The following is a 26,035-nucleotide window of genomic DNA, read 5'->3' as shown; positions in this document are numbered from 1 at the left end:
TTCGTTTAGATAATCCTATCCTTACTCTCTTGTCTACCAGACTTTCTATTTAACAATCGGGTCGATCCGATTTCCGTAGTTTTCATTCGATTGGAATAAACGATACTTTCCCTGGAATAAGATTGTAAAAAGGGAATCGACGGGTTAAAAGAATAAAGGATCAGTGGAGTCGGACCGGAAAAAATTTCGACCATTATTCTATGCGCACTTTTAAGATATTGTTCTGGCTAACCATCAACACCGTGATTGGCACGATGAATTCGCTGTTAGTCGCTCATAATTCCAAAGCCCCTTTTTGGAAGGTGTTCTTGGCCACTCAGGTAACCACACATTGTGTATGTTCCATAGTGGAGTTTTCGGTAGAATTTTTGAACCGATTGAACAAAGGAGCATTCTTTACAGGGGCCTTTTTGGTAGTCGCTTCGGCGATCGCTTCCGTTCTGGGAGTTGCGTCAGGCGGGATCATTCATGTATTATTATTGGCTGGAGAAGGTGTGGAAAGGCCCCACGGAGGATCTTATAATATCCTTCTCAGCAGCTTAATATTGGCGTTATTCATTTCCTTTTTGGAAAAATCCATGCAAATCCTGATAGAAAGAAGGAAGAAGATGGAAAGTGAGTTGAAGGATATCCAATACAGGACCTTTCAGAACAGAATGGATCCACATTATCTATTCAATACATTAAATACAATCCATTCCTTACTCGTCACCGATCCGCAAAAAGCGGATAACGCGCTCATTCTACTTTCTGAAACCTATAGATTTTTATCCGATCGTATCTTCGAAAAAACCATACCTTTTTCTGAAGAATGGGATTTCACGGTAAACTATCTGGAACTGCAAAGGATACGTTTTTCCGATTCCTTGACGATCAAGATCAGGAAAGTGGGAGACTTCTCCAGACTTAGGATACCTCCTCTCACATTGCAGCCGTTAGTCGAAAATAGCTTTAAGCACGGACTAGAAAATCGTTCAGAAGCAGGGATATTGGAGATCAGTGCCACTGAAAGTTTCGGAAGGATAAAAATAGAGATCAAAAATAACGGGAACGATAAACAAGAACATCATCTATTGCCGGAATACAAAAAGTCCGAATTCTCTCGAACCTTAAATAATATAAAATCCAGGTTAGAGTATAATTTCGGAGAAGCGGAACTCAAATTAGAAAAAGATAAATTCGGGATCACCACATTAAGATTGGAATTCGCATCAAGATGAATAGTGTGCTATATAAAGTTTTAGTGATAGAAGATGAAGTTCCTGCTAGGGACCTTCTCCGCAAATTTTTGGAAAGTTGGCCCCAGTTCGAAGTAGGGGGGATCGCAAGAACAGGCTCCCAGGCGATTGATCTTCTCAAAAAGGAAAAATTCGATCTGGTCTTTTTGGATATTAATCTTCCGGAAAAAACAGGACTGCAGGTTTTAGAAGAGATAGGGGAAAATTTTCCCGTATTGGTATTCACAACCGCTTATAGGGAGCATACGCTCAAGGCATTCGAAGTGGGAGCCTGCGATTATCTTTTAAAGCCGTATACAAAGGAAAGATTTTCCTCATGTATGGAAAGGGCACTTCATCATCTTCAGTTAAAATCGATTTCTAATTCCAGAGCAAGCGGCGAGCCTGATCCAGTATTCGTTTTTCGTGATGGAGGTTTGATCCACAGGGTGTTGTATGCGGATCTCTACTATCTCACAGCCAACGGAAAACGTTCTGTTCTTCATACCAAGGATGGCGATTACGAGACTGCTAAACTGCTCGGCGACTTAGAAAAAGAATTACCTAAAACGGATTTTTTGCGTATCCATAGAAAACATATGGTAAACCGAAATCTTGTCTCTGCGGCAAAATCCCAGGCAGGTGGTGCATATACAATTTACCTAAAGGACGAGGACGAGACAAATCTACCGGTCGGAAGAGAGTTTGTAGAAGGAGTCAAAAGCCTCTTCGGTAAGTGAGGTGTGAATGCAATGTTGGAGTTCCTACATTGCGGATAAAACCGCCCCCACCCAGCTTCGGGAGGGGGGAGTGGCTCGTGGGAGAGCGCTTACACGCCTATCACATAATCCTTCTTCCGTCAACGAAATCCTCGTCCTCGAATCCATGTAGGAATTCCTACAAATCTATCTCAGGGCCACTGCGCCTTCCTTCACCAAGGAATCTCTTTTTTATCTCTCAGGAAAATTCCGGAAGGACCGCTCTTATCTAATTGAGCCGCCCAAACAATTGTCTCCGCACCATGTTCCACGGAGCGAGTCGCGGACTTACCTCCCATATCGGTTCTTACCCAACCTGGACAAACAGAATTCACTTTGATATCTTTTCCGGAAGATTCGGAATGAAGGATGCGAGTGAGAGCATTCAAAGCGGTTTTAGAAATACGATAAGCGGAATAGCCTGAACTCATGTCATAAAGTTGGCCCATTCCAGAGCTTACATTTACGATCCTTCCGTAACCGTTCTTTTTCATTAAACCTAAGATCTTTTGGGAAAGAAGGAAAGGCCCGATCAGATTCGTGTTTAAGGTTCCTTGCAACATTTCTAAAGTAGTATTCTCGATAGATCCGCTATCCAAGTATACTCCTGCGTTATTCACAAGAATGTCGATTTTAGGATATTTTGAGAGAATCTCTTTCAGGAATGTTTGGATGGAATTCGGATCGGAAACATCCAAAGCGAAAGCTTCTGCGGAGCCTCCTTCTTTTTGGATGGAGACGACCGTTTTTTCAGAATTTTCTTTTTTGCGGGAAGCGCAGATGATGTGGATCCCTGACCTGGAAAGTTGTTTAGAAACTTCTTCGCCTATGCCGCGGCTTGCGCCGGTAACGATTGCAATTTTTTTGTCCATAAGACTTGGACTAATCTTTGAACCAATTTTTATACTTAAAATATAAAATCATACCACCCGGGATGGTAAGCATTGTGATTATAGACGCGCTTAAGACCAGTTTGTTCTCATAAGGAAGTTCGGTAAAATTCATCCCGAAAAACCCGGTCAAGAAGGTGAGTGGCATAAAGATCATCGAAACCAGGGTTAGGCGTTTGATGATATCATTTGTTTTCTGGGAAAGAATCGAAAAGTATGCGTCCATGGAGTTCCCGATCAGATCCCTATCCATGTCTATGGTCTCCACTAACCTGCTCAAATGATCATACACATCCCGGAAGTAAAATCGTACCCTTTCCGAAAGGAATTTGTCTTCGTGTCTCATGATCAGATTGAGCACTTCTCTTTGCGGAGAAAGCACTCTTCTCATTCGGACCAGATTCCTTTTCACATATAAAATATTCATTATGAAGTCGGGTTCTATCTCGCTCGTCAATATCTGGTTTTCCAAGTCGGTGATCTGCTCGGAGATCTGGTCCAGGATTGGAAAATTGGAATCCACTAAAAAATCGAAAAGAAGATAGAGAACATGGTCAGTTCCCTTGGAGTTAAAATTCTGTTCCGTCAGAGTCCGATTCCAAAGAGAATCTATCAGAGGTTCCTTATGTTCATGGACGGAAACGATAAACCTACGATTGAAAAACACATGTGTTTCTGTGGCTGAAAAAGATTGTTCTCCTTCCGATCTGAAACTATGGAGAACGATAAATGCATGGTCCTCATAGTCTTCGAACTTAGGCCTTTGGTTCCTATTCACACAATCTTCTATCGCAAGATCATGGAAGCCGCAGTTTTTAGATAAAAAAAACAGATCTTCCGGACTTGGATTTTCTACGTCGATCCAGACTTTTTCTTTGTGTAGGGTTTTTTTAAGAGAGAAGTTCTTATAGAATGAAGCGTCCGTTTTATGAAGGACAGCCTTGGGAGACGGATTTTTTTCTTTGGGAGTAGGGAAGGAAAGAAAGCGCATCATCTTTTTGCTCTAATACGACTCTTTCCTAAAATCTGGAGATCAGGTATTCTCCAATGCGTAAACAATGTACGCACGGAAATCTTCCAAAGTGAATTCTCTCTTATTGGTCAAATGATTGATCATATAACCTATAATGGCAGAAGTGAGATTTTTCACTTCGAACTCGGTGTAATTCGGTTTTAACGCCAAGATGATCTTTTTGGAATTTTCATAAAAGATCAGATTTACCAAATGAATATTGCGTTTTTTTAATCTATGGATCTTCGGCTGGAGCATAAGGCTCCAATACAGACGGAGATATTCTTCATTCTCCTTTACCAATTTGATGATCTGTCCACCCAGAAATTGGATGAGCTCGGCTCTATTCTCCGTAGAGTTCAATTTTTCGGGGAGATATTTTTTTAGGATCGTATCGTGAGACTCGATAATCCCTTCTAAGATCGATTCCTTGGATTCGAAATAGCGATAGGCAAGCCCCAAAGACAGACCGGCCCTCTGGGCGATTTGCCTCATGGTAGAGCCGTGATACCCTTGTTCTGAAAATAATTTGAGGGAAGTTCTTAGGATTAGGTCTCTTGTATCTTTGGCCATTGTTTACCGAATGGAATAGAGAACCTTTCTGGATCCGATCCTTTCCCGATTGGTTTCCATTCTATTCTTATAACCGTAGGCCTTTTCAGGTTTTAAAAGAGAGAACAGATCGTACAATTCTATCTCGAATTGGAGCATAACTTCTGCTACTTCTTCCGGAAATTTTTCCAGAGATTTTGCTGCGTCTACACAAACATGCCTGGAGTTGATCTTGTCCGGACGGATCTCTTCTGCGATCTTTCTAAAATTTTGTTTTGTGATCGTCCCACCCACAGAAGTTTTTTTACCTCTGTCTTTGGAGATAGCAATGATGGTGCGAGTGACTTTCATCACTTCTTTATCATCGGGGATCATACCCATAGATGAAGAAAGATCCGATCTTGCTGCAGTCACTTGGTCCAGATCCTCGAATGCACTCGAGTCGGCGATCTCTAATAAATTTTTGTAACCTGTGATAGTCTCCAGGTTGATCGCCTTTGTGACCTTGGAAAAAGTCACAGGACTTAGCATACTTTTAAGGGTAGAAATAAAATTTTTCAGTGCGTAAGAAGATTCGATCATAGGTGCGGAAATCCCCTCGATCTCTTCTTTTACAAGCATACGGATATCGGTCCTGGCTTCTGGCCCGCCGATCTTAACCGTGACCGGAACCAAATCCTTGGCAACGATATGAAGCGCTCGGATCTCGTCCGAATCCATATCTTCCGTTTCCGTGCCACCTTTCAATCCAACGATAGGATAGCTCTGTTTCAGAGAAATCAGGTGGCGGCGAAGTTCGATAATTTTGCGGTCTATCTGCTCTTTCACGTTTATAGTATCGTCCGTTTCCAAAAAAGAGTAAGGATTTTTGAAAATTTTAAACTTTTGGAGGGGTCTTTTAGGGGAAGGTTTGGCCGCGTCCTCGCAAAAGCTCGGACCAGGCTCTCGCCTCCGGTCAAAAAATCGCATTCACGATTTTGTGACCCCGGCTCGATCCTTCGCGGGAACTTATTGAATTGCTACGGGATCTCAATAACTAAATGGCTCAAAAACTTCCTTTATTACCAACACTTAGTTTATTTCTCTTTTTGGGATGTTCCGGAGAGGAGATGGACAAGCTTAAAGGAAAGAAAAAGGAAGAATTCAATCCGGTTGCTAACTATTTTGTTTGTGTAGCTTCGACCCAGGCCTGCATAGATACAGATGGAGAGGATTGTTTTATCATACAAAATGATCCACAATACTTCACTAGCGGAGGTGGCGGGGTAGAAGCTTTCTGTTTCGATAGAACAGCAGAAACATATCTCGTCACTGAAACCGGCGGAATGTAACGATTGCCTCTGTGATCTCAGTGCGAAACTGAATGGGGAAAGTGGGTTTCAGTCTTCCGAATTGACGGGAAATACCGATTCCGTATCAATAGGCCTATGAGCCAGCCGAAGGGCAGTACCTTTTTGAAAAAACTTCTTACTTGGATCCAGGAAATATTTGGAGAAGAATCCGTAGATTCCACTTTCTCCTTCTTTTTTATCGTTTTATTAGTCTTAGCTTTTAAATCTTCCGTACTGGACGCGAACAATATTCCTTCCGGATCCATGCTCCCCACATTGAAAATCGGGGATTTTCTATTCGTAAATAAGATGAGATATTCTCTTCGACTTCCTTTTACGGATATAGAACTCAAAAGATATGATGATCCAAAAAGAGGGGATATCGTAACCTTCATCCCTCCCGATGGAGCTGTCTCTCCGGAGGAAAAGGAAGGCTGGTTCCCGAAAAGATTCGTTAAAAGAGTGATCGGTCTTCCCGGTGATAGGATCCGTATTGTAAAAGTCCTGCACGAAAGAGATGGATTCCCTACAGTTTATGGCAGAATAGAATACATGGAAAAAGGGAGTACAACCTTCTCCGCTTATGATTTTAAGGACGAAGAAAAGAGAAATCTATTCGACGACTTGGACGATGATGCTGCAGTCCAATATTATCTTTTTAAAGAAAAGAAACCTGGCTTCGATCATTACGTTATCGAAGGGAACACTCGTCCTTATACTCACGAGTTCAAAGATGCTGAATGTTTTCAGGTCACTGGTTGTGTGATCCCTGAAGATCATTATATGATGATGGGAGACAACCGCACAAATTCTTCCGACTCCAGATTCTGGGGATTCGTTCCTAGAGACAATATACTCGGAAAAGCAGCATTGATCTATTTCTCCATCAATTGGAAGGATCATGTATGTGCTTACAAAAGTGCAGAAGACCTTGGAATGAACGGAGACTCCGCACAAAAATACGATCCGGAAGAATTTAGATCGAAATGTGGGGATATAGGCTCTAATATGAACTGGTTCAAGAGTACTATATTTTATAGAATTCCTAGAATGCAGGTCCGTTGGTATCGAATCGGAACCGTACTGGAATAAATATGAGCGAACCGGATCAAAAACCTCCTGAAAAGAAAGATGTCTCCCCTTGGCAGCTTGCGAGCGTAGGAACCGAGTTCGCTTTTATCATCATAGCTTCCGTTTTTATAGGAAGGTATTTGGATGGACGTTTCGGTTGGTCTCCTTTTGGGATCTTGTTCGGCGCAATTTTCGGATTCGGTTACGGGATTTATTATCTTCTTATGAGAGTTGGCCAATTCGACAAAAAGGAATAAGTCCGGTCTTTGGGATGAAGGACTTGGACGGGGTATTACAACCTAAAAAGTATTATATAGGTTTTGTTTTACTTCTTATAGTCTTCGGATTATGGTTTCGACTCTACGAGGTTTCCGACCTAAGCTTTTGGAAGGGAATTGTAATATCTCTTTCAGTATCTTTGCTTCTTTATAATTTTAGATTTTATCTACTTTGGAAACATTCCAAAGAAGGTTTTTTGATCCAATTTGGAACGACTGTTCTGTCTTTTTTTATTCATTTAGCCGTTTTAGTACTGTTTATCTGGAGAGGCGAACGTGAAGGTTTTGTGATCGGTTTTTTTATTGCCCATTTCGCCAACCTTTTAATATTGGTATTCGCAAGGTAACCGCTTAAAACGCTTCAAAGAACGTTTTAAAGGTATATTGCGGGAAATAGAACCCTGGGATGGTGCTCCCAAAACTCTTCTTTCCTGTCGTTTACGAGAGGATCCATTTACAAGTATGTTGAAACAAATCTTCGCGACCGCATTATTATTGTTCTCACTTCCATTATTCGCCTCCGAGGGAGGAGCCTCCAAACCTTTTGATCTAAACGAGGTTTTAGTTCATCACTTGATGGACCATGCGGAGTTTCCTTTCAATATAGGCGGAAAGAAAGTTTTCGAGGGTCACGAAGGTTTCGATCCTCATGCAGAAAACATTTTTGTTGAGCATTCTACCGGCCATAAATTCCATTTTGTTGGCGGTTTGGATCTGCATATCACTCGTCGTGTCACGATGATGTGGATCGTTTCCTTCCTTCTTCTCATCGTATTTATTCCTGCCGCTCGACTGATTGCAAAAAACCCTTTAAAGATACAAAGTAGATTCGCTAACGGCGTAGAAGCTTTCGTGAGTTTCTTGAAAAAGGATGTAGTGGATGCAAATACAGACGGTCACGGACACGCTTATTATCATTATATTTTTACATTATTCTTCTTCATTCTATTCTGTAACTTAATGGGACTCATTCCTCCGGTGGGAGAAGTGATCCAACTCGGAATGGAATCCATAAATGCAGGAGAAGAAGTTCCGGCAGCTGCACATACTGACTCAGGTCACCATGAACCGATCTGGATCGCAAAAGTTTGGAACGGTATCACAGTGACAGGTGATGTTTCGGTTACCGTTACACTCGCACTCATTACTTTACTTCTGATCTACGGAACAGGATTTGTTTACCAAGGACCAAAGTTCATTCTTCATTCCGTTCCGAACGGAGTGCCTTGGCCTTTATACATCCTGATGTGGCCGTTGGAGTTTATCATTTCTCCGCTTGCTAAAGCATTCGCACTCACTGTGCGTCTTTTAGCGAACATGACTGCGGGACACGTAATCATATTAGCGCTACTCGGATTCATTTTCCAATTCCAATCCTGGGGAGTGGCACCGATCTCGGTTTTCGGAGCAACCGCGATCTATTTCTTAGAATTGTTCGTAGCCTTCTTACAGGCTTACGTTTTCGCTCTTCTAACCTCGCTCTTCGTGGGCTCGAGCATGCATAGGCACTAATTTTAATTATAAGCGTTTTGATTTCAAATAGGAGAATATAGTACAATGGAATTCGGACTAGGATACATCGGAGTAGGAATCGCAGCTGGACTCGCTATTTTAGGCGCAGGTCTCGGAATCGGAAGAATCGGTGGCTCTGCCGCTGAAGGAATCAGCCGTCAGCCTGATGCAGCTGGAAAGATCCAAACTGCGATGATCATCTCTGCAGCACTAATCGAAGGTGCGGCTCTGTTCGCAATCGTGATTGCGTTCCTCGCAGGTGGAACTCTGAACAATGCAGTTAACAAAGCAGCTGCTAAAACTGAAGTTTCCGCACCAGCTGAAGGTAAGTAATCTTGTTTCTCTTAGCAGCTGATAAAGGATTAGGCGGGCTACTAGACGTTAATCCGGGTCTGATTATTTGGACCCTGGTTACCTTCGTTATAGTCGTCATTATCCTTAAAGTTTTCGCTTGGGATGTGATCCTCAAAGCTCTGGATGAAAGAGCTGAGACCATCCAAAACGATATTCGTAAGGCTGCTGACGTACGTTCCGAAGCGGAAGCTTTGCTTAAAGATTATGAAACAAGAATCGCACAAGCAAAAGACCAAGCTAACGGAATCGTAGCGGAAGCGAAATCGGACGCTACTAACCTGAAAAACAAAATGTTGGATGATGCTTCGAAAGAAGTGAAGGCGCTAAAAGACGGCGCAATCAAAGACATCGAACTTGCAAAATCCAAAGCATTAGCAGAACTCCAAGGACAGATCGTAGAAATGACCGTTCAGGTCGCTGGATTGGTTTTGGAGAAACAGTTAAAGGCAGACGATTACAAGTCCTTTATTGAGACCGAGTTAGGTAAGATCAAAAAACTGAGCGCGTAAACAAATGAGCTATTCAGCGATCCCAAAAACATACGCGGCCGCATTTGCGGACGCTAGCTCTTCACCGGAAGAAGCCGAACAAGAATTGGATTCGATTGTAGGAATTTTCCGCGTTGAACCTTTGTTTCGTAATTTTTTCGATACTCCTGCGGTTAAAAGAGAAGAAAAAGAAGCGGTTTTACTCAAAACCTTCCAAGGAAAAGTTTCAGATCTTACTCTGAACTTTTTACAAGTGCTTCTTCGCAGGGGAAGATTTTCCTTTCTTTCCGAAATCCACGATGCCTTAAAGGAAGAGCTGGATCGCAAAGCCGGAAGAGTTCGCGCTAAAGTTAGAAGTTATCCGTTATTGAGTGAGGCTGAGCTCTCCAAATTACGGGAAGTATTAAAAGAAAGATTCAAATCAGAGTTTATCTTGGAAGTTAAGGAGGACCCCAGCCTTATCGGTGGGTTTGTGGTTCGTTTCCAGGATTTGGCAATCGATGGTTCTATGAAGAACCAACTCAGAAAAGTAAGGCAAACCTTGCTGGATAGTAAATTACCGGTCGGAGTTGTGTATGAAAATTAAAACAGACGAAATCACGTCGGTTCTCAAGCAAGAAATTTTAAATTATAAAAAGGACCTCGCCGTAGAAGAAGTAGGTACCGTTCTGGAAGTAGGGGACGGTATCGCGAGAGTTTTCGGTCTTAGAAACGTAATGGCCGGAGAACTTGTGGAATTCCAAAACGGGATCCGCGGTCAGGCATTCAACCTGGAAGACAATTCCGTGGGTGTGATCATTTACGGTGAATATAAGAACATCAAAGAAGGTTTCTCCGTTAAGAGAACCAATAAAATCTTAGAAGTTCCGGTCGGTCCCGAATTGCTCGGTCGTGTGGTAAACCCACTCGGAGAGCCTGTTGACGGTAAAGGCCCGATCAATGCAAAACATACCCGCGCGGTAGAAAGTCCTGCTCCTGGTATTTCCAAAAGACAACCTGTAGAAGAGCCTCTTCAAACAGGTATCAAAAGTATCGACGCAATGATCCCAATAGGCCGAGGCCAAAGGGAGTTGATCATCGGAGACCGTGGAACTGGAAAAACTTCCATCGCTCTGGATACGATCATCAACCAAAAAGGTTCCGGAGTTATCTGCGTTTACGTAGCGATCGGACAAAAAGCTTCCACTGTTGCAACCATCGTGGAAAAACTAAAAGCTGTAGGAGCTTTGGAATATACAATCGTAGTTTCCGCGACTGCAGCAGAGCCTGCTCCTCTGCAATACATCGCTCCTTATTCAGGCTGTTCTATGGCCGAATACTTCATGTATAACGAGAAAAAAGCGACTCTGGTTGTTTATGATGACTTATCTAAACAAGCAGTAGCATATCGCCAGATGTGTCTTCTTCTTCGCCGTCCTCCGGGTCGCGAAGCTTACCCTGGAGACGTTTTCTATCTTCACTCTCGTTTGCTGGAACGTGCTGCGAAATTAGATGAAAAATACGGAGCAGGATCACTCACCGCGCTTCCTATCATCGAAACCCAAGAGGGTGAGGTTTCCGCATACATTCCGACTAACGTGATTTCCATCACTGATGGTCAGATCTATCTTCAATCTAACTTATTCGCATCTGGGGTTCGTCCTGCAGTGGATGTGGGTATTTCAGTATCTCGGGTGGGATCCGCCGCTCAGATCAAAGCGATGAAACAAGTCGCAGGAAAAATGAAACTGGAATTAGCTCAGTTCCGCGAGTTAGAAGCATTCGCTCAGCTTGGAACCGATCTGGATCCTGTCACACAATCACAGTTGGATAGAGGATATCGCATCGTAGAGATGTTGAAACAGCCTGTTTCCAGCCCTTATCCTGTAGAAGAGCAGGTAGTAGAAATTTTTGCGGTTACCCGCGGTCATATGGACAAGGTTCCTGTACCTAAGGTGAGAGAGTTCGGAGCACATTTATTGAATGTTCTTCGCACCCAACAGCCTGAAGTATTGAACGCAATTCGTACTGAAAAGAAAATTTCGGATGAAGGAAAACTGGGAGAGGTAATCGCCTCTATCGCAGCGGACTTTGTTAGGAACCTGAAGTAAGCGGAGAAAAATCTTGGCTACACCCCGGGAAATAAAGAAACGGATTAGTTCCGTTAAGAACACTCGGAAGATCACTCGAACTATGGAAATGGTCGCTACGGCCAAATCCAAAAAGTTGAGTGATCGGGTGAACGCGTCTCATCCGTTCTCTAATAAGATTAAAGAACTGGTGGGTGCGCTTGCATCCCTAGCTTCCGTGGTAAAAAGTCCTTATTTAAGAAAACCGAATACGATTCGTTCCGTCGCTATACTTGTGATCACCGCTAACAGAGGTCTTTGTGGAGGATATAACTCCAAAACGATCAGGTTGGCGAAAATACGTATCCAAGAGTGGAAAGACCAAGGAGCGAACGTAAGACTTTTCGTTGTGGGTAAAAAAGGAATTTCCTATTTCCAATTTGCAAAAGAGAAAATAGAAAAATCCTACACTCATATAGATGATAAGTCCGGTTATAAGGAAGCGGAGGAATTCGCGGACTTCTTCCTGAATCTATTCGCAAAAGAAGAAGTGGATGCGGTGGAAATCGTATCTACAGTATATCATTCTTCTGCAAATCAGGAGCCGGAAGTAACTAAGGTTCTTCCGTTCGAAGCGCAAGGTGAATCAAATATAGGTTCCAACGTATTATACGAGCCGAGCCCGGCAAGTATCCTGGAATCTCTTCTTCCCTTAGTTGTTAAAACAGCATTTTTAAAAGCGATCTTGGAAGCGAATTGCTCCGAGCAGATCGCAAAACGCGTGGCCATGAAATCCGCAACGGACGCGGCCTCCGAGATGATCAAACTCCTGACCCGCGGTTATAACCGTATCCGTCAGGCGAAGATCACTCAGGAGATCTCGGAGATCGTAGCGGGTGCGGACTCGCTAAACTAGTTCTGGTATTGGAGTACTTGGATGAGCATAGGTAAAGTAAAACAAATCATCGGATCCGTTTTGGATATCGAGTTCGAATCCGGACATCTGCCCGAAATTTTTAACGCATTAGAGATCAATGCGGTAATCAACGGCCAAAAGGAAAAAATCGTCGCCGAAGTGCAACAGCATATCGGCGATAGCGCGGTGCGCGCGATTGCACTTTCTTCCACCGACGGGTTGACCAGAGGCCAGGAAGTTTCTGATACAGGAGCTCCTATTTCCGTTCCGGTAGGGGACGTGACTCTCGGAAGAATTTTTAACGTATTAGGTGAGCCTGTAGACGAAGGCGCTCCGATCCAAGTAAAAGAACGTATGCCAATCCATAGAGCGGCCCCTACTTACGAAGAACTTTCTCCTAAAACAGAAGTATTCGAAACAGGGATCAAGGTAATCGACCTTCTTGCACCTTATATCAAAGGTGGAAAGACCGGATTATTCGGTGGAGCCGGAGTTGGTAAGACGGTTCTTATTCAGGAATTAATCAATAATATCGCAAAACAACACGGTGGATTCTCAGTATTCGCAGGTGTGGGCGAAAGAACCAGAGAAGGAAACGACCTCTGGAGAGAGATGAAAGAATCCGGAGTTATCAACAAGACCGTTCTTTGTTATGGTCAGATGAACGAGCCTCCTGGTGCTCGTCTTCGTGTGGCTCTTTCTGCTCTTACAATGGCGGAACATTTCCGTGATTCCATCGGAACAGACGTACTACTATTCGTAGATAATATCTTCCGTTTCTCCCAAGCGGGATCGGAAGTATCTGCACTTCTGGGACGTATGCCTTCTGCGGTTGGATATCAACCGACTCTTTCCACAGAGATGGGTGCTCTTCAAGAGCGTATTACTTCTACTCGTAAGGGATCCATTACTTCCGTTCAGGCGATTTATGTTCCTGCGGACGACTTGACTGACCCTGCTCCTGCAAACGCGTTTGCTCACTTGGATGCAACTACGGTTCTTTCTCGTGCGATCTCAGATAAAGGGATTTATCCTGCGGTTGACCCACTCGATTCTACTTCCCGCGTAATGAACGCAGAAGTTCTGGGTGCGGAACATTACGGTGTTGCTCGTGAGGTGCAAAGGATCCTTCAGCGTTATAAAGACCTACAAGATATCATCGCGATCCTTGGTATGGACGAACTTTCCGAGGACGATAAGGTCCTGGTGGCACGTGCAAGAAAGATCGAGAAGTTCCTTTCTCAGCCTTTCCACGTAGCGGAAGTATTCACAGGATCTCCTGGAAAATACGTAAAACTTTCCGATACAGTTCGTTCTTTCAAAGAATTGATCGCCGGAAATTGCGACCATCTTCCAGAACAAGCCTTCTACATGGTAGGAACCATAGAAGACGCGATCGAGAAGTCCAAAAACCTGAGAGCATAATCGATGGCAGCCAAGCTAGACGTATCGGTAATCTCTCCAGAGAAACTACTCTTCCACGGCGATGCGGACAGTATCGTCGTGCCTGGAAGCGAAGGGTTTTTCGGAGTGTATCCGGGCCATACCTCTCTTGTCTCCCTGCTTGGGATCGGCGTGTTGGAAGTCCGACAAGGAAATAAAACCAAAATCGCCGCGATCGAAGGCGGGTTTTTCGAAGTAAGAGACAATAAAGTTACGATTTTGACGGACCATGGTAGCTTGAAAGAAGATATCGACCTGGCTTCCGCCCAAAAAGCCCTAGAAGAAGCGGAAGCTCTTCCTGCCTCCAGCGAGAAAAATACTCTCGTCCTAAAAGCAAAAACCCGAATTTTAGCGGCTTCCCGCTAATATTTAGGGGTTCCAAATTCCGAAAATTATTAAGGGACACTTCTGTCGGTTAAGGCCGAAGAAGTTTCCCATGTAAGTGAAACGGTCCTCTAATATATAAGGGGATTGTCTCGGAACATTTTCGGATTGTATTTCCTGCAACTTAGGAGATCCTCCGAATTATAGAGACGGATTTTTAGCATACTGTAGGAAGCATGGCGGACGATTTTACGATAGACGAGGGAGAGGGGTTTCCAGCTGGAAACGGAGAGGATTTTGATCCGAGTGAAATGAGCTTGGACGAAATAGATTCTCTCTTGGCTAGCGATGGCGACTCCTCCGATTTTAATTTCGATTCCGTTCCAGGAGATTCTCCGGATAGCCAAGGCTTCGAGGAATTACTTGCTTCTTCCGGAGACGATTATCCGGACGATATTCCTAACTTTGAACCGGAAGAAACTGACTTTGGCTCCGACCTAAGCCAACTAGATGAGTCTGTTCATCTAGACGAAGACTTTGATTTCGAACTCACTGATCCAATGATCGATGCAGAGATCGATAGACTTCTGGATATTGACGACGATCTGAATTCTACTGCGACTTCTTCGTCCTCCGCTCCTTCTTGGAGAGAATCTGCTCCTTCCGTATCTTCTCCACCTATCGAAAGTAATGAGGAAGCATTCGGAGACCTGGGTTCCTTGGATCTGGGAGATTTTTCTCAGCCAGGAGATATTCCTTCCTCTGCATTCCATTCTGACGACCAACCATTCGATTGGGGGGGAGAAGTTTCCGACCAAGACGAAGTAGTGGGACTCTCCGACGTAGACCTGGATGATGAGGCTCCGATCTCACTATCCGACGACGAATTACATAATATTGATATAGGATCGAATCTTGCGGACTTTTCCATGGACGAGGAAGAAGTTTCCGCTCCAGAAGATTCAGGTTCTAAAGCCTACGAAGACGAATTGATCTCCGACGACGAAGGTCCAATTTCTCTCTCCGAACATGAGTTAGACGATATCATGGCAGAGGACTTCAGTCCTAACCTGGAAGAAGAAGGATTTGGAGATCTAGGCGGGGACGATATTTCTACTCCTTCTTCCGAATTAACGGAAGATATTAATTTTGAAGGCGAAGAAGAAGAGGACATCGCACTTTCGACAGATGAATTGGATCATCTTTTGGAAGGCGATGGGTCTTCTTTCGAAAACAAAAGTTCTTTCGAAGAATTGGGAGATTTCGGAGACCTGGATATAGGTTCCGTTTCGGAAGAGCATACTTCTACCAGCTTAGATATGGAAGAAGAAGCTAACGAACCGATCGCACTCTCAGATGACGAGCTAGGAAATTTATTATCCTCTGGAGATGAGGACGAAATCGAAAGTATCCAACTAGACGATCTTGATTCTGTAGGAGCTCCTACAGCGGATTCAGAGTTTGGAATGGAAGAGGCAGATTCTTCTTCCGAATTGGATCTAAGTGATTTTAATTTTGATTCCGAGCCGGAAGAAACCAAAGACGAATTCGGCGGAGAAGATGAATCTATTTCTCTCCCTGTTTCCGATTTCGAAAACTTCGGAATGGGCGAAGAAGAAAATCCTTTGGATACCGGATTGGATCTGGAAGATTTCGAGGATAATGCTAAGTCCGAAGAAAAAGCATTCGAAGAATCTTTAGGAGACTTCACTTCCGCAAGCGACGAGGATATTCTTGGATCTTCAGATTCCGATTTAATGGATTTTTCTCCTACGGAAACTGCCGAAAAAGATTTCTTCTCCGAAACCGTGGAAGCGGACGAACCGATTGCACTCTCCGACGATGAACTTGGAAATTTATTATCTTCCGGAACAGAAGAGGAAGAAGAACATACTGGAACTTCCTTAGATCTTTCTTCCGACTTAGACGATAACGAACCGATTGCACTTTCAGACGATGAACTTGGGAACTTGCTCTCCGGAGAAGAAGAAACAGTTTCCACTTTAGATTCTGAAGAAGACGAACCGATCGCACTCTCGGACGACGAACTGGGAGACCTATTATCTTCGGGAGAAGAAGAAGCTTCAGATGCGGATATATTTGCAGGAGCTCCACCGGAAGAACATGACGATGCTGCTCCAGTAGAATTCGGAGATTTCAGCTTAGACACCGAAGCAGACGAACCGATAGCCCTTTCCGAAGATGAGTTAGGACATTTATTGGAAGAAGAACCTGAAGCGGAAGTCGCGTCTTCCAATTTGATGGAAGATTCTGACGAACCAATTTCACTTCCGATCAACGAGTTAGACGACATCGGAACGCCTGATGTTTCTTCGGAGTATGATATTGATTGGGACGGGCCTGTTGCCGATCTAAGCGGTCTTGGAACTGCGGATGAGAACGCAGTTGCCGCACCTTCTGACTGGGATCTGACAGAAGAAGCGGATGAACCTATCACTTTGTCCGACGATGAGTTAGGGAATTTACTCTCTGACGAAACTCCACAAGAAGTGGATTCAGAGGACTTGGATTCATTATTATCATCTCCTCCTGAAGCAAATGAATTAAACGCGTTAGGCTCCCTGGAAGACGATATCCAAATTTCAGGTTTGGATTTTGCGGGAAATATAGGCGGAGAGATCATTCCAACGATAGAGAAATTAGCTCCGGAACCGGAACTAAACTTTATCTTGGACGAGTATGCAGATGAGGATGAACTTTCTCCTCTGGAAGAAATTCGCCAAGCGGGAGCTGCAGCTGAAGAGCCTGAATCCGGTGAAACAACTCCTACTCAGGACGAGATGAAACGTATCCTTCTATATCTGGATGAACTATTAGGAAATCTTCCGGATGAAATGATTCGTGACTTCTCTCGTTCCGACTATTTCGAACTTTATAAGAAATTAATGAAACAAATCGGCGTTTGACGATGGGGTTGCTGGACAAGGTCACTCGTCTCATTCGTTCCGGGAATTTGGAATCCGGAGCTAAAACTTCTTCGGTTGCAGTTTCCGGAGAAGAAAAACCTTCTCTTTTAAAAAAGTCCATGGCTTTACGTGCTAAAGGGCTGTTGGAAAAAGCGATGGATTTCGGCGGCCGAAAAGAGAAAGCCGCTTCGGCCTACGAAGACCATACTAACTTTGAGCCTGCAACTGCATCCACTTCCTCCGAAGAAGATTTTAGTTTCGATTCTCCTTCTGCCGATTTCGGTGATATCGATTTTGGTGCGGATGCTTCGAGTGATAACTTTGGAGAAGAACATACAGATGCAGAAGTTTCTTTTCCAGATTCGGCTTTCGGCGAGGAAAGTTTTGGAGAAGAAGCGAACAGCGATTTCGATCTATCCTCCATGGATTTCGGTAATACCGCAGAAAATGGATCCGATTTTGAATCAGATCCTGATCTTGGGTTAGGATTAGAAGATTCGGATCTGGGTGCGGACTTCGGCGAACTTCCTGAGGAAACTCCAAGCAAAGGATTATTATCCAAAGCGGAAGAAGCAAAAGAAGAAGAAAAGTTCCCGCCAGGGCTTTCTAAACCGGATGCGATTAAAGATCCTTTCGACGATTGGGTCAAGGATGCGGAGAACCAAGCAAACCAAGAAGCTGGTCGTCCTTTCAGCAAAGAACAGAAGGACGCGGAGAACGCGCAGTTCTTATTCGATGATGATTCCGACTATTCTACTCTGCCTATCGATGTGCAGATCGCCTCCCGTAAAAAATTAGAGAACTATTTATCTGCATTCGAAATTTCTAAAGAAATTTCCGCTTCCAAAGACTTTACCAACTTTTTTGAGAATTTAAGTTTTTCCATCCAAGGACAGATCGGTGCAGAATCCATAGTCATTTTCTCTTCTACAAATGGAGAATATGATGTTCTCCGAGTTGTAGAAGCCCAAGGAATAGGGGCAGATCCTGATTGGGTTTTAGAGGTAGGGGACGAAAGTTACCAGGCAGCGTTAAAAACTCCTTCCGTTGTGTATGCGAAAGAGATCTTAAAACATTCTCCTCCCAAAAAAGAGAAAGAGATCCTGGAAAAAACCGAAGCAGAGATGCTCGTTCCGATCCGTAGTTACGACGAATTTTATGGAATTATAATATTAAGCAAAACTGTAGCAGGCGAAGACTATACGATCGAAGATCTGGAGTTTTTGAAGATCGTAGGAGAAATGGCAGGATCCGTTTTAAGAAGAATTATGGATCTGGAAGCGCTTCACTTGGAAAACGATCGCCTGAACCAAGTAGTCAAAAGTAACGAAAGAATACTCGCAACTGCGAGAGACCTAGCCGGAGTCCGCGATATGGACGAGGCATACGACTATCTGGTAGAAGTATTAAAGAAAGAACTCGGACTTAGACGTTGGAGTTTCTTACTTTTGGACAGAACTACTAGAAAGGAATACAAAGTATTCGGAACAAACCTTCTCACACCTGATACTTCCGGAAAATTTAGATTGGGGTTGGATTCTAATTTAGTCGGAATTGTAGCTAACGTCCCTGGAGTATTTAGAATAGCAAATTTCAGAAAGAATCCGGAACTACTCTCACAATTGTCCAACGATGAGATCGGGTTAATGCACGATTTCGATATTCTTCCGTTCTTGAATCTGAACTGGCTCGTAGGGATGTTATTCATTCACGAAACAGAAAGACCTTGGACGGACACTGATCGAGAGACAGCGGTAGGGATCTCAGAAATTGCCTCTCCAGTACTTTCCAATTTATTAATGCTGGAAGAAAGAGACGCAGTATTCAGGGACCCATTCAGTCCTGTGGAATCCAGAATAGATGAGGCAATTTCTAGAGCTTCTAAGATAGGAACTCCTTTCAGTCTTACTGTTTTTAAAGTTCAAAACGCAACTAGAATGGTCCGCATGAAGGGCGCAGGTTTTTTTGCACATTACTGTGAAGAGCTTAGAGCCTCCATTCAGGAAAATTTGGGTGAGACTGATTACTGTTACCGAGTTGGCCAAGGAAAATATGTTGTCGTTCTGGATGGAAAAGACAGAGAAGAAACCCAGATTGTAGTCCGTAAGATCCGAAACAGAATTGTAGAATTGGACAGAAAAAACAAAGACTTCCAGACTTCTACTGCCAACCAAACTCTTTGTTATCCTGCGGATACCAGAGAGAAAGAAAGAATGTTGGAACTGATCGAAGAGTCTTGATCATATTTTGAAAATCTTGTAGGAGTTCCAACACCGTTTTTAAGACCGCCCCCGCCCAGATTCGGGAGGGGGGAGTGGCTCGTGGGAGAGCGTTTACACGCCTATCACAAATACCCTTCTTCGTCAACTAGATCTCTTCCTTCTCCCTCATGTTGGAACTCCTACATCGACGATATCTCTCGTTACAAATCCTATATTCGACGGTCCTTCGCATTTCTCCTTTTCCAAACTCATTCCGTAAAAGAGCCAGAAATCTATTTTCAAAATCCATTATTTAAACATTGACTTAATTAAATGATTATTTAATTAATGGATTCATGAATGCTTTTGCCGCACTTGCGGATGATACAAGAAGGGAAATTGTGAGATTGGTAGCCAAAAACGGCGAACTTACCTCAACCGAAATCGGGCAGAATTTTAAGATTAGTCCTCCTGCCATTTCGCATCACTTGAAAGTATTAAAGAGCGCTAAAGTCCTTAATATGAAAAAGGAAGCACAAAAACGTATCTATAGCCTTAACGGATCAAGCATTAATGAAATGGAAGATTGGTTAGTGGATATAGTCGACCTATGGAACAAACGTCTGGATAAATTGGATAAATATGTATTAAAGATCAAAAAGGAGAGAGCTCGTGATAAAAAATAACGTCGAAACAATTGTCGAAGGTAACAAGGTCATTTATAAAAGATACTTTGATGTGCCGACAGAACTTCTCTTCGAAGTATGGTCAATGCCGGAACATCTTTCCGAATGGTGGGGGCCAGACGGATTTACATTAACTACTAAGAGTATGGATTTTACCAACGGCGGAATTTGGGAATTTATTATGCATGGACCAGATGGGCACGATTATAAAAACAAGATCCAATTCACCGATATCAAAGAGCCTCATTACATTTATTATAAGCATCTAGGAGACGGCGAAGGCGACCAGGACGTCCATTTCGAATCAAAAATTATATTCGAAGGTGCGGGAGAAGGTACGAACTTAACAATGGAGCAGATCTTCCCGAGCAAAGAAGAACTTGAAAGAGTAAATGAAAAATACGGCGCGATCGAAGGTGCCAAACAACATATCGGTAATCTTAGCAAATATTTGGAGAAACTCAAATAGTCGGGCCGCAAGACTTATTTGTATGGAAATCTTATGTTTCAGTCAAAAATAATTTTGCAGTTAGTATTTTTAACAAGTTTCGTACTCATGCTTGGCTGTGCGACTTCCAATTCTATGAAAGGTTCGTCGGTTGACGATACTTCCGAGAAAGACAAGTTTATCATCAGTCATTCTTTTGATTCAGATATCAAGACAGTATTCGAAATGTGGGTTAGGCCCGATCGATTTTCAAAATGGTTGGGCCCCGCAGGTGCTTCTATGACTTTCATCAGTGTTGGAGTGAAAGAAGGCGGAACTTCTCAATGGTCGATGACAACTTCCGATGGGGTTACAAAATACGGGAAATTGAATTATAAAAAGATAAGTCCTTCTAACCTTTTGATCTATACTCAGAACTTTTGCGACAAGGATGGAAATTTATCTAAACCTCCGTTTGCTCCAACTTATCCAGATATACTTTTGACCACTGTGAATTTTACAGAAGAGGGTAATAAGAAAACGAGAGTAACAGTGAAATGGGAAGTTTTTGGAGAGGCTACTGAAATGGAGCGTCAGACCTTCAACGGACTAAAACCTGTCATGACAGTGGGTTGGAATAGTTCTTTCGATAAACTGGATTCTTTCTTAAAATCTAAAAAGTAAAGGAAACTTGTAGGAGTTCCTACAAGTGAAGAATGCAACCTTCGCAGGACTTTACTTCTTCTTAGTAGAATCCACTAAATCGTAGAATTTCTGGAACAAATACCTACTATCATTCGGACCAGGAGAACTTTCCGGATGGTATTGAACCGACAGGAGAGGATAACCAGATTTCAGAATACCTTCAACTGTGTCGTCATTTAGATTGATAAAAGAGATTGGTTCCGTTTCGGAAGATTCGGCAACCACAGCGAAGCCATGATTTTGGGAAGTGATCTCAACCTTACCGGTCTCCAAATTTTTAACCGGTTGGTTTCCACCTCTATGACCGAATTTCATTTTTTCGGTCTTCTTGCCTAGGGTCAAACCGATGATCTGATGACCTAGACAAATCCCGAAAAGAGGATAATTGTTTTCTAATATAGCTTTCGTTGAATCGATCGCGTAAGTGCAAGCTGCCGGATCTCCGGGACCATTGGAGAGGAAGAAAGCATCCACACCATCTTTCATAATTTCAGACGCTGGAGTTTGGGCAGGATAAACAGAAACCGCGAAACCCGCAGCGTCCAAGAGCCTAAGAATGTTCGTCTTTACACCGTAATCATAAACTGCGAGTTTATATTTTTTTCCAGCGCGAGATCCGAACTCATATTTTTTATCGGTTGTGACAACTTTCGCAAGGTCTGCATCTGCAATCCCCGGGAACTTCTTCACTTCCGCTAAGAAAGAATCAGAGTATTCATTCGCTACGAAGATCCCACCATTTGGAGCTCCGTTCGTACGGATAAAGCGAGTCAACTTTCGAGTATCGATCCCTTGGATCCCTGGGATTTTATAATCTTTTAAAAATTGAGATAATGTCTTTTGGGCTTTGAAGTTGGAAGGACGATCCACATATTCCTTCACGATCATTCCGGCGGCTTGGATCTTTCCGGACTCCATGTTTTCAGGATGGATCCCGTAGTTCCCAATCATCGGGTAGGTAAGAGTTACGATCTGATTGGCGTAGGAAGGGTCGGTCAGAATTTCCTGGTAACCCGCCATGGAAGTGTTAAAGACGATTTCCCCGACGGAGTGGGTTTCGTAGCCGAAGGATTCACCTTCGTATACGTCCCCGTTTTCTAAAACCAAGAACGCTTTCATTAAGGACAGGCTTTCGCACCGAAGGCAAGGGTCAAGTGGAATCACCCAGAATTTTGTAGGAACTCCAACAGGTCAGAAAGGTAAAGATTTGGGCGGCCCGCTCGCTATCGCTCGGACCAGGCTGCTACGGGCTACGCGTTCGCTTCGGTCCTTCGGACTTCCCCTTCGCATCCTTGCCGCAGGAACTGTTAGGGAATCTTCTCGCCTTCGCGTGAGAAAAAGCGGCAGCGATGCGTAGATCTTTAGTCCGGGTGAAGCCCGGATGAGCGCGAATGCGCAAAATCGAAGCAGCGCGACCCGAGCAAAGCGAGCGGGCCGCCCCGCAAAATCCGAACGCCAAAAATTCTTTCTATGTTGGAGTTCCGACACCGTTTTTAAAACCGCCCCCACCCAGCTTCGGGAGGGGGGAGTGGCTCGTGGGAGAGCGCTTACACGCCTATCACAAATTCCCTTCTTCGTCAACAAACTCACTTATGTTGGAATTCCTACAAACTGGCTCTTCTAAGACGCTTGCGAAAAAAACCGTGTATCGACGGAATGGAAGCAGGGGTAGCTGTGGCAGTTCAAAATCAGTCAGTCAAATTTATTTTACCGGATGGAAGCTCTAAAGAAGTATCCGCCGGCTCCTCATATAAGGATTTTATAGAATCCCAACTTCCGTTCTTAAAGAACAAGGCGCTAGCAGTCCGTTTGAATGGGACAGACGTTTTGGATCTTAGCCGGACCATTGATTCCACAACCACCTCTAACACCACACCCAAGTTGGAAGTTTTGACCTTCCAAGACAAAGAAGGTTGGGAAACCTTCCAACATTCTGCGGCTCACTTACTAGGAATGGCGGTCCAGAATTTATACAAAGATGCAAAATTAACCGTAGGTCCCGTCATCGAAAACGGCCCCGGCTTCTTCTATTACGATATTGATTTCACAGAGACCGTGATCACTCCAGAAGATTTTCCGAAGATAGAAGCGGAGATGAAGAAGATCGTGGATTCAGACTTCGAAGTTTTCCGCAAGGTCTGGGACAAAAAAGAAGCAATTTCCGTTTTCGAAAAAATGGGAGAGAATTACAAGATCGAGATCGTGGGTCAGATCCCTGACGAAAAAGTTTCCATCTATGGAATGGGAGAATGGTTCGACCTTTGTAGAGGACCTCATATTCCGCGTTCCGGATTTTTGAAAGCATTCAAGTTGACTGCACTTTCCGGAGCTTATTGGAAAGCGGATAAAAACAATCGTATGCTCACCCGAATTTACGGGATCGCATTTCCAAGTAAGAAGGAATTGGACGAGTACGTCTTCCAATTGGAAGAGGCCAAAAAAAGGGACCACAGAAAGATCGGAAAAGAAATGGATCTATTCTCGTTCCAACCGGAAGCGCCAGGATTTCCATTTTGGCATCCGAAAGGGACTACTCTATGGAACGCATTAGCTGATTATATTCGTAAAGAATGTGCCAGACGAGGATACCAAGAGATCAAAACTCCTGCTGTACTTTCTTCTGAGTTATGGAGAAGGAGCGGTCACTGGGACAATTTCAACGAGAACATGTATTTTGTTGCAATCGACGAAGAAGAATTCGCGATCAAACCGATGAACTGTCCTGGCTGTAGTTTGATCTATAAGCACCATCTTCATTCTTATAAGGAACTTCCTCTTAGATTCGCGGAATTAGGAAGCGTGCATCGTCATGAATTGCATGGAGTTCTTCACGGACTTTTCAGAGTGAGAGCCTTTACCCAAGATGATGCGCATATCTATGCACCTTTGGATTATCTGGAAACAGAAGTATTGGATATTATAGACTTCACTTTTAACGTGTATAAGAAGTTCGGATTTCAAGAATTTAAAACTTATATAGCCACTCGTCCGGAAAAATCGCAAGGTAAGGACGAAGATTGGGAGTTTGCGACCAACGCTCTCAGGCAAGCTTTGGAAAAGAGAAATATTCCATTCTCCATTAAAGAAGGAGAAGGCGCATTCTACGGACCTAAGATAGAATTTAATATCAAGGATTCTATCGGAAGAATGTGGCAATGCGGAACTGTGCAGATAGACTTCTCCATGCCGGATCGTTTTGAATTGGATTATACCGATTCTGACGGAGCCAAAAAAAGACCGGTCATGATCCATCGGGCGATCTACGGATCATTGGAAAGATTTATCGGGATCCTAATCGAACATTTCGAAGGAAAGTTCCCACTTTGGATCTCTCCCAACCAAATACGTGTTCTGACCGTAACCGAAAATGTGCAGGATTACGGATCCGAGATCTTGAAAAAGCTCATTGATTTGGGCTTTAGGGCAGAAGGCGATTTCCGTAACGAGAAGATCGGGGCCAAGATCCGTGATTCCATCCTCAAAAAGGCAAATTACCTTCTGGTATTGGGCCAAAAGGAGAAGGAATCCGGAACGGTTGCAGTGCGTAAGCGAGGAAGTGAGGAAACGATTTCTATGTCGTATTCCGAATTTTACTCTTTGCTCGAAAAGGAAGTCTCGGAAGGACTTTGAACTAAATTCTACTTGATGTACTTGGCCGTCTGCGGAGAAAATCGCTTGAAACCCAGCCTATTGGCCAAAAAATTGGAAAAAACCGGAGATTGAATGCAGAAGAGGCCTCAACCGAAAAACACCGATAAGATATTTAATCATAGAATTAATGAAAAAATTACCGGGGTATCCCAGGTAAGATTGGTGACGGACGACGGTGTAGTGATCGTTTCTTTTGACGAGGCTCTGCGGCGTGCAAAGGAAGAAAACTTGGACCTGGTAGAAGTATCTGGAGACCAAGAAATCCATGTATGCAAGATCATCGACTACGGTAAGTACAAGTTCGAATTACTTAAAAAAAGTAAGGAAGCGAAGAAAAAACAACACGTAATCAACGTGAAAGAAGTGAAGATCCGTCCGCGGATCGAGCAACATGATTACGAGATTAAGAAACGCCATGCGGTGGAGTTCCTTCAAAAAGGGGACAAAGTAAAGGTCAGTCTTCGCTTTCGCGGCCGTGAGATGATGCATTCCGAACTCGGAATGAACGTTGTCAACAGAATGGTAGAAGATCTGAAATCCGTAGGTACTCCGGAAAGAGAACCTGTGTTAGACGGACGTCAGATCGTTGTAGTTATTTCGCCTCTTTCCGCGAAGTAAGAGAAAGAGTTAGAGTCAGGAGTTATCGAGGTAAGGAAATGCCTAAGCTTAAAACAAATAGAGCCGCAGCAAAACGGTTCAAGTTTTCCAAAAATAACAAAATAAAACGGAAGAGTATGAACACCCGTCACATTCTTACCAAAAAAGGCCCTAAAAGACGTCGTCGTCTGAGAGGAATGACTTTGGTAGTGGATGCGGATTGGAAAGCAATCGTTAGACTCATGCCTTACGGAGTTCGATAATGCCACGCGCAACAAACGGAACCATACACAAGAATCGTCGTAAAAAAATCCTAAAAACCGCTAAAGGTTTCAGGGGAGCGAGATCCAAACTTTACAGAACCGCAAAATCCGCGGTAATGAAAGCGGGTCAATGGGCGTACAGAGACAGAAGAGCTAAAAAACGTGATTTCCGCAAACTGTGGATTATTCGTATTAATGCTGCAGCTCGCGAAGCTGGACTTTCTTATTCTCAGTTCATCCATGGTCTGAAAAAAGCCAACATTTCCTTGGACAGAAAAGCCCTGGCAGAACTTGCATTTAGCGACAAAGAAACTTTCAACGCTTTAGTTGAAAAAATCAAGGTAGCGGCATAATCATATTGCCCTAACGGAGGTCCGGTTTTCG

General features: G+C 43.6%; 28 protein-coding genes. 23 read left to right on the top strand and 5 right to left on the bottom strand.

The genetic code is table 11. The features are described from left to right. The first annotated feature begins 254 nt into the window (after positions 1 to 254). A complete protein-coding gene (locus LPTSP_RS06270; protein ID WP_108928190.1) occupies positions 255 to 1,220 on the top strand; it encodes a sensor histidine kinase in 966 nt (321 codons plus the stop codon). Next, positions 1,217 to 1,957, top strand: coding sequence for a LytR/AlgR family response regulator transcription factor (locus tag LPTSP_RS06265; protein ID WP_108927958.1), 741 nt, complete (start codon positions 1,217 to 1,219; stop codon positions 1,955 to 1,957). The genes LPTSP_RS06270 and LPTSP_RS06265 overlap by 4 nt, the downstream gene beginning before the upstream one ends. Before the next feature lie 191 nt (positions 1,958 to 2,148). Here the strand turns inward: LPTSP_RS06265 and LPTSP_RS06260 are convergent, their stop codons facing one another. Genes LPTSP_RS06260 through LPTSP_RS06245 form a run of 4 tightly spaced genes read right to left on the bottom strand, consistent with a single transcriptional unit; the run spans position 2,149 to position 5,257 of the window. Further along, positions 2,149 to 2,847 carry an SDR family oxidoreductase gene (locus tag LPTSP_RS06260; RefSeq protein WP_108927957.1) on the bottom strand — a complete coding sequence of 233 codons (699 nt, stop codon included), beginning with the start codon at positions 2,845 to 2,847 and terminating at the stop codon, positions 2,149 to 2,151. A 10-nt stretch (positions 2,848 to 2,857) separates the two neighbouring features. Next, positions 2,858 to 3,859, bottom strand: a complete 1,002-nt coding sequence (corA, locus tag LPTSP_RS06255) for a magnesium/cobalt transporter CorA (protein WP_108927956.1) — start codon at positions 3,857 to 3,859, stop codon at positions 2,858 to 2,860. 39 nt (positions 3,860 to 3,898) lie between these two features. Continuing rightward, on the bottom strand, positions 3,899 to 4,450 hold the full coding sequence (locus LPTSP_RS06250) for a TetR/AcrR family transcriptional regulator (protein WP_100768526.1): 552 nt from the start codon (positions 4,448 to 4,450) through the stop codon (positions 3,899 to 3,901). Positions 4,451 to 4,453: 3 nt separating this feature from the next. Next, entirely contained in the window at positions 4,454 to 5,257 is an 804-nt protein-coding gene (locus LPTSP_RS06245) for an aldolase/citrate lyase family protein (protein ID WP_108928189.1), read from the bottom strand. A 281-nt stretch (positions 5,258 to 5,538) separates the two neighbouring features. Between LPTSP_RS06245 and LPTSP_RS06240 the strand changes: the two genes are divergently transcribed. The 17 genes from LPTSP_RS06240 (at position 5,539) to LPTSP_RS06160 (ending at position 21,119) form a co-directional block, all read left to right on the top strand. Continuing rightward, complete coding sequence (locus tag LPTSP_RS06240; RefSeq protein ID WP_245915483.1) at positions 5,539 to 5,760, top strand: hypothetical protein; 222 nt, start codon at positions 5,539 to 5,541, stop codon at positions 5,758 to 5,760. A gap of 96 nt (positions 5,761 to 5,856) precedes the next feature. Further along, positions 5,857 to 6,852 (top strand): signal peptidase I, encoded by a 996-nt coding sequence (gene lepB, locus LPTSP_RS06235; RefSeq protein WP_245915482.1) that lies wholly within the window; start codon positions 5,857 to 5,859, stop codon positions 6,850 to 6,852. Positions 6,853 to 6,854: 2 nt separating this feature from the next. Further along, positions 6,855 to 7,088, top strand: coding sequence for an AtpZ/AtpI family protein (locus LPTSP_RS06230; RefSeq protein WP_108927954.1), 234 nt, complete (start codon positions 6,855 to 6,857; stop codon positions 7,086 to 7,088). Positions 7,089 to 7,102: 14 nt separating this feature from the next. Continuing rightward, complete coding sequence (locus tag LPTSP_RS06225; RefSeq protein WP_108927953.1) at positions 7,103 to 7,456, top strand: hypothetical protein; 354 nt, start codon at positions 7,103 to 7,105, stop codon at positions 7,454 to 7,456. Between the two features lie 115 nt (positions 7,457 to 7,571). After that, on the top strand, positions 7,572 to 8,621 hold the full coding sequence (gene atpB, locus LPTSP_RS06220; RefSeq protein WP_108927952.1) for a F0F1 ATP synthase subunit A: 1,050 nt from the start codon (positions 7,572 to 7,574) through the stop codon (positions 8,619 to 8,621). A gap of 45 nt (positions 8,622 to 8,666) precedes the next feature. Next, the gene (atpE, locus tag LPTSP_RS06215; RefSeq protein WP_108927951.1) at positions 8,667 to 8,954 is read left to right on the top strand and encodes an ATP synthase F0 subunit C; all 288 of its coding nucleotides are present in this window, start codon (positions 8,667 to 8,669) and stop codon (positions 8,952 to 8,954) included. Positions 8,955 to 8,956: 2 nt separating this feature from the next. Beyond that, on the top strand, positions 8,957 to 9,484 hold the full coding sequence (locus LPTSP_RS06210) for a F0F1 ATP synthase subunit B (protein WP_108927950.1): 528 nt from the start codon (positions 8,957 to 8,959) through the stop codon (positions 9,482 to 9,484). A 4-nt stretch (positions 9,485 to 9,488) separates the two neighbouring features. Beyond that, positions 9,489 to 10,049, top strand: coding sequence for an ATP synthase F1 subunit delta (gene atpH, locus LPTSP_RS06205; RefSeq protein ID WP_108927949.1), 561 nt, complete (start codon positions 9,489 to 9,491; stop codon positions 10,047 to 10,049). Then, positions 10,039 to 11,553 carry a F0F1 ATP synthase subunit alpha gene (atpA, locus tag LPTSP_RS06200; RefSeq protein ID WP_108927948.1) on the top strand — a complete coding sequence of 505 codons (1,515 nt, stop codon included), beginning with the start codon at positions 10,039 to 10,041 and terminating at the stop codon, positions 11,551 to 11,553. Before atpH ends, atpA begins: the two co-directional genes overlap by 11 nt. Positions 11,554 to 11,566: 13 nt before the next feature. Beyond that, positions 11,567 to 12,427: an ATP synthase F1 subunit gamma gene (gene atpG / locus LPTSP_RS06195; RefSeq protein WP_108927947.1), complete on the top strand. Its 861-nt coding sequence runs from the start codon at positions 11,567 to 11,569 to the stop codon at positions 12,425 to 12,427. Positions 12,428 to 12,448: 21 nt separating this feature from the next. Continuing rightward, on the top strand, positions 12,449 to 13,852 hold the full coding sequence (gene atpD / locus LPTSP_RS06190; protein ID WP_108927946.1) for a F0F1 ATP synthase subunit beta: 1,404 nt from the start codon (positions 12,449 to 12,451) through the stop codon (positions 13,850 to 13,852). A gap of 3 nt (positions 13,853 to 13,855) precedes the next feature. Further along, a complete protein-coding gene (gene atpC / locus LPTSP_RS06185) occupies positions 13,856 to 14,236 on the top strand; it encodes an ATP synthase F1 subunit epsilon (protein WP_108927945.1) in 381 nt (126 codons plus the stop codon). A gap of 194 nt (positions 14,237 to 14,430) precedes the next feature. Then, positions 14,431 to 17,121 carry a hypothetical protein gene (locus LPTSP_RS06180; protein WP_108927944.1) on the top strand — a complete coding sequence of 897 codons (2,691 nt, stop codon included), beginning with the start codon at positions 14,431 to 14,433 and terminating at the stop codon, positions 17,119 to 17,121. Between the two features lie 2 nt (positions 17,122 to 17,123). Continuing rightward, positions 17,124 to 19,361 (top strand): GAF domain-containing protein, encoded by a 2,238-nt coding sequence (locus LPTSP_RS06175; RefSeq protein ID WP_108927943.1) that lies wholly within the window; start codon positions 17,124 to 17,126, stop codon positions 19,359 to 19,361. Between the two features lie 317 nt (positions 19,362 to 19,678). Beyond that, a complete protein-coding gene (locus tag LPTSP_RS06170; RefSeq protein WP_108927942.1) occupies positions 19,679 to 20,008 on the top strand; it encodes an ArsR/SmtB family transcription factor in 330 nt (109 codons plus the stop codon). Next, complete coding sequence (locus tag LPTSP_RS06165; RefSeq protein ID WP_108927941.1) at positions 19,995 to 20,477, top strand: SRPBCC family protein; 483 nt, start codon at positions 19,995 to 19,997, stop codon at positions 20,475 to 20,477. The genes LPTSP_RS06170 and LPTSP_RS06165 overlap by 14 nt, the downstream gene beginning before the upstream one ends. 33 nt (positions 20,478 to 20,510) lie before the next feature. Beyond that, positions 20,511 to 21,119, top strand: coding sequence for an SRPBCC family protein (locus LPTSP_RS06160; RefSeq protein ID WP_108927940.1), 609 nt, complete (start codon positions 20,511 to 20,513; stop codon positions 21,117 to 21,119). 51 nt (positions 21,120 to 21,170) lie between these two features. On the opposite strand, the gene carA is transcribed toward LPTSP_RS06160, so the two are convergent. Further along, complete coding sequence (carA, locus tag LPTSP_RS06155) at positions 21,171 to 22,259, bottom strand: glutamine-hydrolyzing carbamoyl-phosphate synthase small subunit (protein ID WP_108927939.1); 1,089 nt, start codon at positions 22,257 to 22,259, stop codon at positions 21,171 to 21,173. 537 nt (positions 22,260 to 22,796) lie between these two features. Here carA and thrS point away from each other — a divergent pair. The 4 genes from thrS to rplT all read left to right on the top strand — a co-directional run bounded on the left by thrS (position 22,797) and on the right by rplT (position 26,004). Beyond that, the gene (gene thrS, locus LPTSP_RS06150) at positions 22,797 to 24,770 is read left to right on the top strand and encodes a threonine--tRNA ligase (protein ID WP_108927938.1); all 1,974 of its coding nucleotides are present in this window, start codon (positions 22,797 to 22,799) and stop codon (positions 24,768 to 24,770) included. A gap of 93 nt (positions 24,771 to 24,863) precedes the next feature. Beyond that, positions 24,864 to 25,409, top strand: a complete 546-nt coding sequence (infC, locus tag LPTSP_RS06145; RefSeq protein ID WP_100768545.1) for a translation initiation factor IF-3 — start codon at positions 24,864 to 24,866, stop codon at positions 25,407 to 25,409. 38 nt (positions 25,410 to 25,447) lie between these two features. Then, a complete protein-coding gene (rpmI, locus tag LPTSP_RS06140) occupies positions 25,448 to 25,651 on the top strand; it encodes a 50S ribosomal protein L35 (RefSeq protein WP_010514334.1) in 204 nt (67 codons plus the stop codon). Further along, positions 25,651 to 26,004, top strand: coding sequence for a 50S ribosomal protein L20 (gene rplT / locus LPTSP_RS06135; RefSeq protein WP_020771497.1), 354 nt, complete (start codon positions 25,651 to 25,653; stop codon positions 26,002 to 26,004). Before rpmI ends, rplT begins: the two co-directional genes overlap by 1 nt. Positions 26,005 to 26,035: the final 31 nt, after the last annotated feature.

Source organism: Leptospira johnsonii, from assembly GCF_003112675.1.
Classification (GTDB): domain Bacteria; phylum Spirochaetota; class Leptospiria; order Leptospirales; family Leptospiraceae; genus Leptospira_B; species Leptospira_B johnsonii.
This window is presented reverse-complemented; position numbering and strand designations above follow the sequence as displayed.

Coding starts and splice junctions, on each gene's coding strand:
- rplT (WP_020771497.1), top strand. CDS start 25,651: ATGCCACGCGCAACAAACGGAACCATACACAAGAATCGTCGTAAAAAA.
- LPTSP_RS06250 (WP_100768526.1), bottom strand. CDS start 4,450: ATGGCCAAAGATACAAGAGACCTAATCCTAAGAACTTCCCTCAAATTA.
- LPTSP_RS06160 (WP_108927940.1), top strand. CDS start 20,511: ATGTTTCAGTCAAAAATAATTTTGCAGTTAGTATTTTTAACAAGTTTC.
- thrS (WP_108927938.1), top strand. CDS start 22,797: ATGGAAGCAGGGGTAGCTGTGGCAGTTCAAAATCAGTCAGTCAAATTT.
- LPTSP_RS06240 (WP_245915483.1), top strand. CDS start 5,539: ATGGACAAGCTTAAAGGAAAGAAAAAGGAAGAATTCAATCCGGTTGCT.
- atpC (WP_108927945.1), top strand. CDS start 13,856: ATGGCAGCCAAGCTAGACGTATCGGTAATCTCTCCAGAGAAACTACTC.
- atpD (WP_108927946.1), top strand. CDS start 12,449: ATGAGCATAGGTAAAGTAAAACAAATCATCGGATCCGTTTTGGATATC.
- LPTSP_RS06175 (WP_108927943.1), top strand. CDS start 17,124: ATGGGGTTGCTGGACAAGGTCACTCGTCTCATTCGTTCCGGGAATTTG.
- atpH (WP_108927949.1), top strand. CDS start 9,489: ATGAGCTATTCAGCGATCCCAAAAACATACGCGGCCGCATTTGCGGAC.
- LPTSP_RS06230 (WP_108927954.1), top strand. CDS start 6,855: ATGAGCGAACCGGATCAAAAACCTCCTGAAAAGAAAGATGTCTCCCCT.
- LPTSP_RS06270 (WP_108928190.1), top strand. CDS start 255: ATGAATTCGCTGTTAGTCGCTCATAATTCCAAAGCCCCTTTTTGGAAG.
- LPTSP_RS06225 (WP_108927953.1), top strand. CDS start 7,103: ATGAAGGACTTGGACGGGGTATTACAACCTAAAAAGTATTATATAGGT.
- LPTSP_RS06180 (WP_108927944.1), top strand. CDS start 14,431: ATGGCGGACGATTTTACGATAGACGAGGGAGAGGGGTTTCCAGCTGGA.
- corA (WP_108927956.1), bottom strand. CDS start 3,859: ATGATGCGCTTTCTTTCCTTCCCTACTCCCAAAGAAAAAAATCCGTCT.
- LPTSP_RS06260 (WP_108927957.1), bottom strand. CDS start 2,847: ATGGACAAAAAAATTGCAATCGTTACCGGCGCAAGCCGCGGCATAGGC.
- carA (WP_108927939.1), bottom strand. CDS start 22,259: ATGAAAGCGTTCTTGGTTTTAGAAAACGGGGACGTATACGAAGGTGAA.
- rpmI (WP_010514334.1), top strand. CDS start 25,448: ATGCCTAAGCTTAAAACAAATAGAGCCGCAGCAAAACGGTTCAAGTTT.
- atpE (WP_108927951.1), top strand. CDS start 8,667: ATGGAATTCGGACTAGGATACATCGGAGTAGGAATCGCAGCTGGACTC.
- atpB (WP_108927952.1), top strand. CDS start 7,572: ATGTTGAAACAAATCTTCGCGACCGCATTATTATTGTTCTCACTTCCA.
- lepB (WP_245915482.1), top strand. CDS start 5,857: ATGAGCCAGCCGAAGGGCAGTACCTTTTTGAAAAAACTTCTTACTTGG.
- atpA (WP_108927948.1), top strand. CDS start 10,039: ATGAAAATTAAAACAGACGAAATCACGTCGGTTCTCAAGCAAGAAATT.
- infC (WP_100768545.1), top strand. CDS start 24,864: ATGCAGAAGAGGCCTCAACCGAAAAACACCGATAAGATATTTAATCAT.
- LPTSP_RS06170 (WP_108927942.1), top strand. CDS start 19,679: ATGAATGCTTTTGCCGCACTTGCGGATGATACAAGAAGGGAAATTGTG.
- LPTSP_RS06265 (WP_108927958.1), top strand. CDS start 1,217: ATGAATAGTGTGCTATATAAAGTTTTAGTGATAGAAGATGAAGTTCCT.